The 12,862-nt window shown below is 53.5% G+C and carries 10 protein-coding genes; 7 read left to right on the plus strand and 3 right to left on the minus strand.

Translation table 11 applies throughout. The annotated features are described in order from the left end of the window. Nucleotides 1-141: 141 nt before the first annotated feature. Both RHH27_RS09940 and RHH27_RS09945 read left to right on the plus strand, forming a co-directional pair. The gene (locus RHH27_RS09940; RefSeq protein ID WP_302678183.1) at nt 142-2,067 is read left to right on the plus strand and encodes a DICT sensory domain-containing protein; all 1,926 of its coding nucleotides are present in this window, start codon (nt 142-144) and stop codon (nt 2,065-2,067) included. Between the two features lie 48 nt (nt 2,068-2,115). Continuing rightward, on the plus strand, nt 2,116-2,841 hold the full coding sequence (locus RHH27_RS09945; protein WP_302678184.1) for a segregation/condensation protein A: 726 nt from the start codon (nt 2,116-2,118) through the stop codon (nt 2,839-2,841). Here RHH27_RS09945 and RHH27_RS09950 read toward each other — a convergent pair. Both RHH27_RS09950 and RHH27_RS09955 read right to left on the minus strand, forming a co-directional pair. Beyond that, nucleotides 2,838-3,689: an inositol monophosphatase family protein gene (locus RHH27_RS09950; protein ID WP_302678185.1), complete on the minus strand. Its 852-nt coding sequence runs from the start codon at nt 3,687-3,689 to the stop codon at nt 2,838-2,840. The two genes, RHH27_RS09945 and RHH27_RS09950, sit on opposite strands and share 4 nt — an antisense overlap. Before the next feature lie 6 nt (nt 3,690-3,695). Next, complete coding sequence (locus RHH27_RS09955) at nt 3,696-4,088, minus strand: 2Fe-2S iron-sulfur cluster binding domain-containing protein (protein WP_225901556.1); 393 nt, start codon at nt 4,086-4,088, stop codon at nt 3,696-3,698. Between the two features lie 141 nt (nt 4,089-4,229). Here RHH27_RS09955 and RHH27_RS09960 point away from each other — a divergent pair, with 141 nt between their 5' ends. Together RHH27_RS09960 and RHH27_RS09965 are read left to right on the plus strand one after the other, a co-directional pair. After that, nucleotides 4,230-4,778, plus strand: coding sequence for a DUF1269 domain-containing protein (locus RHH27_RS09960; protein ID WP_206200010.1), 549 nt, complete (start codon nt 4,230-4,232; stop codon nt 4,776-4,778). 231 nt (nt 4,779-5,009) lie between these two features. Next, a complete protein-coding gene (locus RHH27_RS09965; protein WP_302678186.1) occupies nt 5,010-6,782 on the plus strand; it encodes a hypothetical protein in 1,773 nt (590 codons plus the stop codon). Between the two features lie 6 nt (nt 6,783-6,788). Here RHH27_RS09965 and RHH27_RS09970 read toward each other — a convergent pair whose 3' ends face one another. Next, nucleotides 6,789-7,622, minus strand: a complete 834-nt coding sequence (locus RHH27_RS09970) for a fatty acid desaturase (RefSeq protein ID WP_302678187.1) — start codon at nt 7,620-7,622, stop codon at nt 6,789-6,791. A gap of 701 nt (nt 7,623-8,323) precedes the next feature. Between RHH27_RS09970 and RHH27_RS09975 the strand changes: the two genes are divergently transcribed. The 3 genes from RHH27_RS09975 (at nt 8,324) to RHH27_RS09985 (ending at nt 12,734) form a co-directional block, all read left to right on the plus strand. Next, the gene (locus tag RHH27_RS09975) at nt 8,324-11,050 is read left to right on the plus strand and encodes an MGH1-like glycoside hydrolase domain-containing protein (RefSeq protein ID WP_302678188.1); all 2,727 of its coding nucleotides are present in this window, start codon (nt 8,324-8,326) and stop codon (nt 11,048-11,050) included. A gap of 373 nt (nt 11,051-11,423) precedes the next feature. Then, nucleotides 11,424-12,083 (plus strand): hypothetical protein, encoded by a 660-nt coding sequence (locus RHH27_RS09980; protein ID WP_302678189.1) that lies wholly within the window; start codon nt 11,424-11,426, stop codon nt 12,081-12,083. A gap of 6 nt (nt 12,084-12,089) precedes the next feature. Beyond that, nucleotides 12,090-12,734, plus strand: a complete 645-nt coding sequence (locus RHH27_RS09985; protein ID WP_302678190.1) for a DUF2834 domain-containing protein — start codon at nt 12,090-12,092, stop codon at nt 12,732-12,734. Nucleotides 12,735-12,862: the final 128 nt, after the last annotated feature.

Below are 12,862 nucleotides of genomic sequence, written 5' to 3' on the forward strand. Positions count from 1 at the left end.
CAAAAGTTTAAGATTGAAGGTTCCAGCAATTCAGCCGTTGGTTGACTTAGGTACAGCCGCTCGAACTGAATTTCAATAGGTTCGCTGGTGCGGATTTGCCGATAATGGTACCGTAGGGCATCTTCTTATTCACACCCTTCCATGGCCAGCAGGATCATTGCCACATCTGTTCTTGAGGAGTTGTTGGCGCGGTTGCCTCGCTTGCGATCGCAACTGTACTTCAAGACATCGCTGACGGCGCTTTCCCATGCAATGGAGGATCAGGTTTTGGCCAATGAGGATGCGCCGATTATTATTGCCTGCTTTCAGCGGGAACGCTTTTATCGCCAAGAAGCCCATCGCTACCGCCGTATTGCCACCAAGTCCCACCACGTTTACGTTTTGGCTGCCCCGGAAACCGAGTTTAAGAACTGCTCGGGAGACTATGAAACGGTTGCCTTTGATCCCGCCGATGCCCTCAGTCAAGAATGGCATTTGACCGTCTTGGGCAAAAATTACAGCACTTGCTTGGTCTGCCGCGAAGTCCAGCGATCGCCTGCCCAGCGCTTGGATGTGTTGCCGCCGATGGATGCGGCGCGTCGTTTTGAGGGCATTTGGACCTTTGATCGGCAGGTGGCAGCGACAACCGCTGAAATCCTCCTCAACCGTATTCGGGAGTACCGCCCTGAACTGAAGGAGAAACTCAAGGAAGGTCTGGCATGGGTTGAGACCTATCGCCAAGTGGCGGGGTGCAATAGTGATCCTGCCCCCTTTGCCGATCGCCTAGTGACCTATCTCCAAGCTGGGCAGTACAAGCAAATCAAGGCCTACCGCCAAATTGCCATTCAAGAGCGCAAGGAACGCCTCACCAATGCAATTACCACGGCGATTCGCAACTCCCTTAATCCCACAGAAATTCTCACTCGTGCGGTGGCAGAACTAGGGGAAGCCCTCAAGGGCGATCGCTGTCTCATTTACCGTTGCCGCAGTACCGATACTCGCGTGCGCATTGAGCACGAGTACACCAGCGGTGCCCTACTGCCATTGCAGTACCAGTATTGGCCCGTGAGTGAACACCCCTACACCCAGCAGGCACTGGCGCATCAGCAGGTGATTCAGGTGGATGACGTAGCCGCCGATCCCCACTACGAGGCGACCCGTTTCAAACCCCTCGAGGCCGCCGGCGTCAAAGCCCTCCTACTGGCACCTGTTCTCTATCAAGGGCGGCTGTTGGGCATTGTTGAACTCCACCGAGGCGAACCGCTGCCGTGGCACGATATGGACGCAGAATTAGTGGAGGCGATCGCCACCCAAGTGGGGGTTGCCCTGATTCAGGCGGAGGCCTACGCAGATCTGGAGGAACTCAACGCGCAACTGGAGGCCTTAGATCGCACCCGCAGTAATCTGATTGCAATTACGGGTCATGAACTGCGCACGCCCCTTTCGACTATTCAAGTCTGCCTCGAAAGTCTAGCGAGTGAACCCGATATGGATTCAGAACTGCGGCAGGTGATGTTGAGTACGGCTCTCGCTGATGCTGAACGCATGCGGAAACTGATTCAGGACTTCCTTACCCTCTCGCAGTTGGAAAGTGGCCGGGTGCAGTGGCGACCGGAACCCCTCCCCCTCCAAGAACTGGTGGATCTAGCCCTCAGTAGTCTGCGCACCCCCAAGGATCAACTACCGACCATTCGCACAGTCTTGCCCAAGGAATTGCCCTTGATCCGAGCAGATGGCGAATGGCTAGTGGAGGTGCTCTCGAAGCTACTCGATAATGCCTGCAAGTTTACGGAACAGTCGGGTCAGGTTTCCATTGCTGCCAAGCCTCGTCCCGATGGTCTATTGGAAGTGACGGTTGCCGATACGGGGCGCGGTATTGAGCCGGATCGCTTGGAAACGATTTTTGATCGCTTTTATCAGGAGGAGGGAGCACTGCGGCGCTCTACGGGTGGGACGGGCTTGGGTCTCGCGATCTGTCGCCAGATCATTACCAATTTGGGGGGGCAAATTTGGGCGGAGTCGGCGGGGCGCGATCGCGGTAGTGAGTTTCACTTTACGATTCCCATTGCTGAGCCTTTTTCTGGATAGGGGCTGCCAAGCCTCCTAAGATAGACAACAACGAGTGGTCAGCCAACCATGAGCCAATCCTTTGCCGATACCGCGATTGACATTTTGATTGACTTGGCTGAGCGGGGGGAAATTGACCCTTGGGATATTCAAGTGATTGAGGTCTTCGATCGCTGTTTGGCGGAGTTGACACGGCGGGGGGAACCCAATCTCAGTGAATCAGGGCAGGCCTTTTTGTATGCAGCGATGCTGGTGCTCCTGAAGAGCGATCGCCTAGTTGCAGTTGCTGAACCGATGCCCGAGGAAACAGAATTCGCAGAACCGCCAGAGATCAGTGAAAACCAGTCCTTTGTGGTCTTGCCCCATGCCCTAGAGCAGCATTTGCATCGTCGCCCCGTGGCTCCCCCCCAACAACGGCGCCGCGTCACCCTTGAGGAATTGATTGCCCACCTGAAAACCATGGCAGTTCAGAACGACCGTGCAAAGGTGCTGCGGCCGCATCAACCGCGGCGGCGTCGCCGTCCCACAACCCTCAAGGCAATTACCCAACTGGCGCACCAAGAAAACCTGACGGAGATAGCTAACGAAGTAGAAAGTCTCCTCGGAGAAATGGCTCCCGAAGGGACATGGCTAGACTTCCAAGAGCTACTGCGGCGCAAACCCGATCCTGTGGGGGTCTTTTGGGCGCTGCTATTCCTCACTGCCCAGTCTAAGGTGGATCTCCAACAAACCAATTTCTATCAACCCCTACAGGTACGGACGTGTTTAGCTGAAGCGATACGCCTAGAGGCCTAACCTCCCTTTGGCAGAAACGAAAAGCCCAAGGGTTTTACCCGCAGGAGTGCCTCACTCAGGGCAGTGTGGAGATACCCATTCGTCGCTAAAATCCGCCCTGATGTCAGTTGAAAAGGGGATTGATCGTAGGCAGTGACGACGCCCCCAGCTTCACGAACCAGAACCACACCAGCCGCTAAGTCCCAAGGGGACAGACCCCGTTCCCAATAACCATCAAGGCGACCACAGGCAATGTAGGCCAAGTCAATGGCTGCCGCGCCACCCCGCCGTACCCCTTGGCTGAGATGGGTCAGGTAGCAAAATTCCGCATAGTTGTTGTCTTCGGTTTCACGGCGATCGTAGGCAAAGCCCGTGACCAAAAGGCTATGACTCAGTTCTGCGGTGGTGGAAACCTGAATGGGCTGGCGATCGCGGGTGGCACCGAGGCCTGTAGCAGCGCGAAACAGTTCGCGATGAAAGGGATCATAGACGACACCAATGTGGGGTTCTCCCTCTACTAAGAGAGCTACTGACACCGCACTAAAAGGGTATTGATGGGCATAGTTGGTGGTGCCATCCAGAGGATCAATCGCCCACAGAAATGGATTATCCTTCAGTCCCAAAAGACCCGATTCCTCCGCGAGCACCGCATGGTCTGGACAATGGCGATGAATGACATCCAGTACCGCTGCTTCTGACTGGCGATCGGCCACCGTGACGAGGTCACCAGAGCGCCCCTTTTCCTCAATCTCACTCAGTTTGCCCCAATAGTGCTGCAGGACAGCGCCCCCCGCCAAGGCTGCCTCCGTGGCAATTTCTAAATAGCGCTGCCGCTCACTCGCCGGCAGTGGGCAACTCACAGCTGTCATGGATCACTAGTCCTCATCGAGGGGTAGCCCCAGCTGTACCCGTCCCTTGCCAAAGTAGCGGCCAAATTGCAGCTCATAGACCTCATCTTCATCTTGGGTTTCTACCTCAAGGTCAGAGCGGGCATAGCTGACACACAAGAGGGCATAGCCTTGGGCTTGCAGGGCGGGGGAGAGTCCCATGGCTTCAGGTTGATAGACATGGCCAGAGAGAATGCGCACGGCACAGGTAGTACAGGCACCGTTACGACAGGAAAAGGGCAACTCAAGGCCTTGGCTCTCAGCGTATTGCAGGATATAGCGATCGCTCGGAACAGTAATTGTGTACGTCCGCGTGGGGGGATCCCCCGGCTTGAGGGGACGCACGTGAATGGTCACAGTGTAGGTTTGTGGCGTGCTCATGGTCTCGCTATCTTACCGTGAAAAGGGCTGTCAAAGACCTTGCTTCGTCCCTTAGCTACAATACCGCAATCCCAACCTGCTAATGACAATGCTAGGGTAGGAGCGGTTCTATGACCCACATTCGTAGGGAGACCTAAAGTTATGAGTACCTTAGTGGTCATTGCGTTTGATGATGAGTACAAGGCGAACGAAGTATTAATCCAGCTATTAAAACTCCAGCGTGAGCATCTCATTGACCTTGAGGACGCGGCTGTTGTCGTGCGCACCAAAGATGGCAAGGTTAAAATCAACCAGACTCAGGATTTGACCCTCCAGGGGGCCCTTGGCGGTGGCTTTTGGGGGCTGCTCATTGGTCTATTGTTCTTCAATCCCCTCTTGGGCTGGGCTGCGGGTCTTGTGGCCGGGGCGATTTCCGGCAAATTTACCGATATTGGCATTGACGATAATTTCATCAAGGAATTGGGACAAACCATTGCCCCCGGCAGCTCGGCCATCTTTACGTTGGTGCGTCAAGCCACACCCGACAAAGTCCTTGAGGAAATTGCTCCCTTTGGCGGTAAAGTCCTGCGCACCTCCCTGTCAAAAGAGGATGAAGCCAAGTTGCAAGAAGCCCTTAACCGAGGCAATCTGGCCTCCCAATCGCCTGCCCCGAGCGAAGCGACAACCCCCAGTGAAACGGCGAACAGTTAGTTTGTTGAGTTTGTCTTGGGTCTAGCTCTCGCTCTAAATTGATTAGGATAATTTTGAAAGGCTCGGCCATTCCCTAGGTACAGCCCTTTTCCCAAGGATGGAACCTAGGCAACACTGCGCAAGTGAGTGTCGGGAACATTTCAGTTCCTTAACGCCTAAGAAAAGGGCTGTCACTGGGCATTGTGCTCACAGTTAGGGATGCCAATAGGGAGTGTTGGGGAGTGGGAGACGGTGCAGGATCAAACTAAATCAACCGCAGTGATCGCGATCTTAAAACGCTTTGGTGGGCGATCGCGCCAACTCAATCGTCTAGTCCCCCTTGTCCAAAAGCAGTGGTATGCCTGCTTACCTTGGTTGCAACACTGGCAAGTGGTGGCCAGCCTCTCCCTCCTCACCTCCGTCGGGATTTCCGGGCTATCCCTGTGGCTGCTGCTGCGGCAACCGACGACTCCCGGCAATTGTGATTTTGTCCTTTGGCCTTTGGCATCGGCCTCCTTTCGCCTCTACTGCGCCCAACAAGCGGCGGAGCGACACACCCTTGAAGATTTGCTCCATGCCATTGATCTCATTGATGACTTGCCTCGCGATCATCCCCTTGCCCCTGAGATTAATCGCCGCCTAGAAGCGTGGTCAGATCAGGTTTTGGCCTTGGCAGAGGTAGCCTTTCATGAGGGGCAATTACATCGGGCGATCGCCTTTGCGCGGTGGATTCCTCGGGATGTCCAAGCCTATACCAAGGTGGAAGAACGCATTCAACGCTGGCAGGAAATTTGGCAAGAGGGGGAGAGCATCTACCAGCGCGCCGAAGCCGCCCTAAAAAACCTCGAATGGCGAGAAGCTTTTCAAATCTCGCTCCAGTTGCAATTTGTTGCCTGTCGTTATTGGGCACAGGATCAGTTTGGCGCCTTTAATGAGCGGATTATCCGTGCCCAACGGGAAGATCGGCAGTTGGATGAAGCCCGTGCCCTCGTGGCACAGGGGGGAGCCGATAACTTGGCCGCTGCCATTGCAATTGTGCGGCGAATTCCCCCCACCAGTGATATTTATCCCGGTGCGCGGCGATTGCTCAATGAGTTGGGTGAACAGTTACTTGCATCAGCAGTGGCGGCTCTGAATCGCTATGACCCCCAAGAGGCAAGGCGCATTGCTGGTTTAATTCCCCGTGATGTCAGGAGTGCCCGCAGCGCTGAGGATGTAGCCAAGCTAGCCGCAGCGGAAGAATTTGCTCAAGCGGGGATGGGACAGGACATTGATCGAGCCATTGCCCAAGCGCGGACGATTACGGCAGAACGCCCCCTCTACTTTGAAGCCCAGCAGGCCATTCGGCGCTGGCAAACAGATTTGCAGGTACTGCGAACCCTCGCAGAAGCGCAAGCCATTGCCCGTGGCGGCACGCTGGATCACCTCTACCTTGCCCTCAACCGCCTCAACATTCCTTTGGCGGACGCGAGTCCCTACCGCCAAGACCAAATCCGCGATCAGCGACGGCTGTGGCAACGTCAAATCGAGATTGCTGAGGATCAACCCCTGATCGATCAGGCCAACGCCCTTGCCCGCCAAGGCACCCCTGAAGCCCTGCTGCAAGCCCGCCAACTCCTTGAGCGAATTCGTCCCCAGCGTGCCCTCTATGAAACGGCTCAAAATCGCCTCAAAGAACTCTTTCCCCCCGTGGCAACTGCAGCAGTGAGCTGGCAGCTTGATCCGGAGATGGCTCGCCTGAATGAAGCCCAGCGCCGTGCTCGAGGGGGGCGCGATCGCGACTTTGCTGCTGCCATTGCCATTGCCCAAGAAATCTCCCCCAACTCCAGTGTCTATGCCACCGCCAACCAGTTGATTGTGCAGTGGGGCAATAATATCTTGGAGCAGGCGCGCTATTGGGTGGGGCGGGACAACCAGCAGGCGATCGCCACCGCCGAACTCATCCCCCCCACGCATCCCCTCTACCCAGAGGCGAGGGAATTGATCCGCATTTGGCAAGAGGCGGAACTCCAGTACCCCTTTTAAGGGCTGTTACTGATTCGTGGGGACTTCCACGAGCCGCACCTTTTGAGCCAGACCAATCGCTTGCAATGCCCGAATCGTGATCCACGTAATATCAAATTCCCACCATTGCAGACCGTGACGTGCCGAATGGGGGTAGGTGTGGTGATTGTTGTGCCAGCCTTCGCCAAACGTCAGCAGGGCAACCCACCAACAATTTGTGGAGCGATCGCCCGATTCAAAGGTGTGGTAGCCAAATTTATGGGTGGCACTATTGACAAACCACGTGAGGTGATACACCAGCACAAGGCGGACAAAGATACCCCAGACCACAAAGGGCAGTCCCCCCCACAGATACAGCAAGACCCCTAAAACCACTTGAATGGGCACAAAGTACTGATTCAAAAAGCGATACACCGGATCAGTGTTAATGTCCTTGGTGAGGCGTTCTACCTCTGCCTTGGCGGGCACTTCTTGGAGCATCCAACCCATGTGCGACCACCAAAACCCCTTTTGGGAATTGTGCTGATCCAGTTCTTGATCGGAGTGGAGGTGGTGATTACGGTGCAGGCCAACCCATTCAATAATTCCACCCTCACAGGCCAAGCTGCCGCAAAAGCCAAAAAAGTATTCCAGCCATTTCGGGCACTGGAAACTGCGATGGGTGATCAGGCGATGCCAGCCTAGGGTGATGCCAAGGCCTCCAGACACCCAATAGAGAACAACACACAACAGCACAGCCGGCCAGGAAAACAGCCCCGGTACCAATGCCAGCAACGCTCCCAAATGCACAATGCCCATAAAAAAAATCACCCCCCAATTGGGACGCAGGGGGCGCGCAGGCAACGAAGAAACAGATGTCATAAAACTCTCGAACACATTGACAAACTCAAAGTGGAGTTGAGCCCTGTAGGCTGCTCCCTTAGAGCAAAGATGGTTACGACTGCTTTTTACCTAGATGCCTAGAGAAATGGCTTCCTAAACAATCTACGTTTAACGAGCAAACAACTAACCCTTACTTTCATCATAGCAGAGATTGGAGAAGACTTGACCTCCTCCCCGGCCTGAAAGCCGCAGATTCCTACAACGGGGATGACTGCGCAATCGTTTCGGCGGGTTCTAACCGCTGCTTGTATCTTGCCGGCATGCCCTGCCGTAGGCCACCTTGGGTTTCAGTGGCAATACCATGATTAGGATGCCGCCGCCATCCGCACTATCCTTCGCCGCCGGCATAAATACCGGGGCTTGCCGCGCATCAGGTCAAGCAAAATCTGGGTCGGGTACTACCTCTTTCACGAAGACGCTCAACACTGCGACAACTCCTACTGTAGCGGATTGGATTCCTAGATGTCCCCCTAGTTCAGGAAAGGGCTATATCTGCCCTAGCAGATTACTAAACCTTAATGTTTCCTTTCTTGGAATTTAGGATATTTTGCTTATACTCAAAATCTATGAGCTTAAGCTCTTTATTTCTTTTCATTTTTTTATTTATAAGAGTTTTCGCTTAAGTTCATATAAGTTTGTAAGCCTTTATGGAATTTTTGAGATAACAAGCGAGGTTAAAAATGGTTTCTCCTGTCAATCCTGAACTGGAACGACTCAATCAAGTTCATGGCCAAGCCAACCCTTGGAAATTTTGGGGACCTTACTTGAGCGAGCGGCAGTGGGGCACTGTACGGGAAGACTATTCCACCGACGGCAATGCTTGGGAGTATTTTTCCCATGATCAAGCGCGATCGCGCGCCTACCGTTGGGGTGAAGATGGCCTCGGTGGCATTTGTGATGCACAGCAACGGCTTTGTTTTGCCTTGGCTCTTTGGAATGGCAACGATCCAATTCTCAAGGAACGGCTTTTTGGCTTAACCAACAATGAAGGCAATCATGGGGAGGACGTTAAAGAGTATTACTTTTACCTCGACAGTACGCCCACCCATTCCTACATGAAATACCTCTACAAGTATCCCCAAGCTGCCTATCCCTACATTGATCTGGTGATGACCAACCGCCACCGCAGCCGCTTTGAAATGGAGTATGAACTCTTGGATACAGGGGTCTTTGAGGGCGATCGCTACTTTGATGTCTTCATCGAATATGCCAAAGCGGCTCCCAATGACATTTTGATTCAAATCAGCATTCACAATCGCGGCAACGAAGCTGCCCATTTGCACGTTCTGCCCACCCTCTGGTACCGCAATACGTGGAGTTGGACACCGGACAAGGTTCTCGCCAAACCAGAACTGAAGCAAATGGATGCGACACTGGTACGGGCACGCCATGGGGAGCTAGGAGAGTATGAATTTGTGAGCGATCGCCCGGTGCCCTTCCTCTTCACCGAGAATGAAACCAACTTTGAGCGGCTCTTTGGCCAGCCCAATGCCTCGCCCTACGTTAAGGATGCCTTTCACCGCTACCTGATCAATGGTGAGCAAAATGCCGTCAACCCCGACAAAGTCGGCACCAAGGTGGCTGCCCACTATCAAGTCACAGTTGCCGCCCAAGGGGTTGAGATCATTCAACTACGCCTAGCATCTGCCAAAAGTAGCCCCCTCAGCTTTGGCAATGCCTTTAGCGATCGCCTCAACCAAGCCCGCACCGAAGCGGATCTCTTCTTTGATCACCTCATCCCCAGTGACTGCACGGCTGATCAGCGCAATGTGGTTCGTCAAGCCTTTGCCGGCATGATGTGGACAAAGCAGTACTACTACTACCCTGTCAAGCAGTGGCTGGAAGATAAAGCGCTGCCCCCCGATGTGGAAGAGCGCATCGTTACCCGCAACAAATCGTGGTTCCACCTTGAAAGCGCCGACATTATCTCCATGCCCGACAAGTGGGAATATCCTTGGTTTGCCGCTTGGGACTTGGCCTTCCACTGCTCGCCCTTAGCTCTGATGGATATCGACTTCGCCAAAGAGCAGCTTAAGCTGATGGTGAATGAACTGTATCTGCACCCCAACGGTCAAATTCCCGCCTACGAATGGAACTTTGGTGATGTGAATCCGCCTGTGCATGGGATTGCCACGTGGCAAATCTATCTCTTGGACAAAGCCATGAAAAAAGGCGAAGGCGATTTGGCTTTCCTTGAGAGTGTCTTCCACAAGCTCATGCTCAACTTTACGTGGTGGGTCAACCGCAAAGATTCCCTCGGCAACAACGTCATGGAGGGTGGCTTCCTTGGTTTAGACAATATTGGCGTCTTTGATCGCAGTGCGCCCCTACCCACGGGTGGTGTTCTTGAGCAGGCGGATGGTACGGCTTGGGTGGCAATGTTTGCCCTCGATATGCTCTCTATGGCGCTGGAGCTAGCACAGCACAATCCCGTTTATGAGGATATTGCCTGCAAATTCTATGAGCACTTCGTTTACATTGCCGGAGCGATGGATCGCATTGGTGTCCAGAAAGATGAACTCTGGGATGACAAAGATGGCTTTTACTATGACCTGCTGCGGCTGCCCGATGGTCGTGCCCAGCGCCTGAAGGTACGCTCGATGGTGGGATTGCTGCCCCTGTGTGCCACTGCCATTTTCTCGGAAGAGTTGCTGGACTCCCTACCCACCTTTAGGGAACGCATTGCTGCCTTTAATGCCCGCCACCCTGAGCTTTTGGCCAACATTAACCCCATCGATCGCCCGGGTGTAAAAAAACGGCGGTTGCTCTCGCCCGTCAACGAGGCCAAACTACGGCGGATTCTCACCCGCATGTTGGATGAGAGTGAATTCCTCAGTGACTATGGCATCCGTGCCCTCTCCCGCTACCACTACGATCACCCCTATATTTTCCAACTCGGCCGCGAGGCCTATCGCGTTAGCTATGAACCCGGTGAATCCACCACCGGCCTCTTTGGCGGTAACTCCAACTGGCGTGGCCCCATTTGGATGCCCGTGAATGCCCTTTTGGTGCAAGCCCTCCGCAAAATGTATGGCTATTACGGCAACGAGTTTACGGTGGAATGCCCCACCGGTTCAGGCCGCTGGCTCAACCTCTGGGAGGTCTCGGCAGAAATTGCCCGCCGCTTGGCCAGTATCTTCCTCAAGGATGAATCGGGGCGGCGACCGGTCTATGGTGGCACCGAAAAATTCCAAAGCAATCCCCACTGGTGTGATCTAATTCTGTTTTATGAATACTTCCATGGGGATAATGGCGCAGGACTAGGTGCGAGTCACCAAACCGGCTGGACGGGTCTGATTGCACGGATCATCATGGCACTCAATGTTCTCGACGCCGATGAGGTACTGGAGAAAGGACACTTGGCTGTGGTCTCGAAACGCTTAGCGGAGTTGGTCAGCGCCAGCTAGCATCTGATTAAGGCTGAAGCGTATTGTGATAGGGGGGCGATCGCCCCGCCCTTTTTTAGGTCAAGACTTGGCCACCCCCACAAAAATCTAAAACTCGGTAATCCTAGCTGATTTTAGTTCTATTAAATTTGCCAACGCACAAGTAAATTTCCGTGAAATTACTGGCAAAAAAGTACCCCTTGTCTCCTACCTTGATAAATAGACAGGAGGAATGAACTGACTTTTGTCTGAAGTGAGTTTTTACTGCTGCTAAAATTTGCTGCAGTAAGTGTAATGTTTACATTTTGCAATACAGCAGGAGACATGTTAAGCTGATTTACAAAAGTTTACATTCCGCCTGTGTTCCACATTGGCTGCATTTGAGGTTCAGACTATGTCGCTCACACCCATGACCCGCTATTACATTCGCCGTCTCCTTGCAAAGCGTGCTGAATCCCTTGGGTTGACCGTAAGTGGTGCCGAAAGTGACAGTCAAGCCTTTGCCGATCAATTGGCACGCCTAGAATCCTTGGCGGCAACTAAGTTGGCAGAAATTGATCTCATTGTGCGGATGCACCAAACCCTGAGCCGCAACGGCCAAACCTACAATAGCTACCTCGCCAATCTGGAACAAAAACTCTTTGCCCTCATGGGTCTGGGGGGACAGCCTCGCGAAGAACTGACAGACATTACCCTGCCGCAGCTTGAAGAAACAAAAGGCGCCGCAGCAAAAGTCCTCACCTTGGCGGAAGTGCTAGAACACTTTAACAAAATTGGCGATATCGCCCAGAAATACCTTGGCAAGATGATTGTGGCCAACTATTGGCGGGGGACTCGTCCCTACAGCAGTTGGTTTGCTGACTTTACAGTGACTAATGATGGTCGTGTGGTTTGTCAATCCTACCAGTCCAGCCGCGATGTGTTTCTCAGTGAGGAGCAGCTAGAGCACTTGCAAGGTTGGCTAGAGGCCTTTATCCGCCAGTGCCAGCGAGTGCTGCCGCAATTTACGAAGCAACTGCAAAAAGCGGGGGTACCCGAAACGGTTTTAGCTTAGGGCGGTATGCGGATTTTCTTTGCGGCTCTGTGGCTGGGATTGATTGTCTATAGCTTTGGTTTTGCCCCCCCCGATCAACCGCAAACACTGACACTTATTCAACGGCTAGCAACGGGAGACTGGCAAGGCATTAACCCCCTCATTGTCAGTCTTTTTAATTTGATGGGCGTCTGGCCACTGATTTATACCGCATTACTGGTGGTGGATGGTCAAGAACAGCGATTTCCCGCGTGGCCATTTGCGGCTTTTAGTTTTGCCGTGGGTGCGTTTGCCCTGTTACCTTACTTCATCCTGCGCCAGCCAGCACCGATCTTTAGCGGAGAACTCAATCGGGGGGTACGCCTTTGGGAATCACGGCTCACTGCCGTTGTCATTGGTTTATTGGCTGTGGGCTTTCTTGGCTATGGCTTGGTTGGCGGTAATTGGCCAGACTTTTGGCAGCAGTGGCAAACCAGCCGCTTTATTCATGTGATGAGCCTAGACTTTTGCCTCCTGTCGTTGCTCTTGCCGGTGCTACTAGTGGATGACTGGCAACGGCGAGGACTGGAAAAGTCACCGTGGCGCTGGTGGAGCCTTGTCCCCCTCTTGGGAGCATTAGGGTACTTGCTTTTGCGTCCGCCCTTAATTCTCTCGAAAAAAAGTGTGGCATGATACAAAAAAATGCCCCTGAATTGGTTTTACTAATCTGTCAATGCTGAACTCTTCACCCAGAGCAAGATTCGCTGGCGTTGAGAGAGTTGCATTGTTGGGGGGATATCAATGCCGACAGCACCCTATGC

Source organism: Thermosynechococcus sp. PP555, from assembly GCF_031583225.1.
Lineage (GTDB): Bacteria > Cyanobacteriota > Cyanobacteriia > Thermosynechococcales > Thermosynechococcaceae > Thermosynechococcus.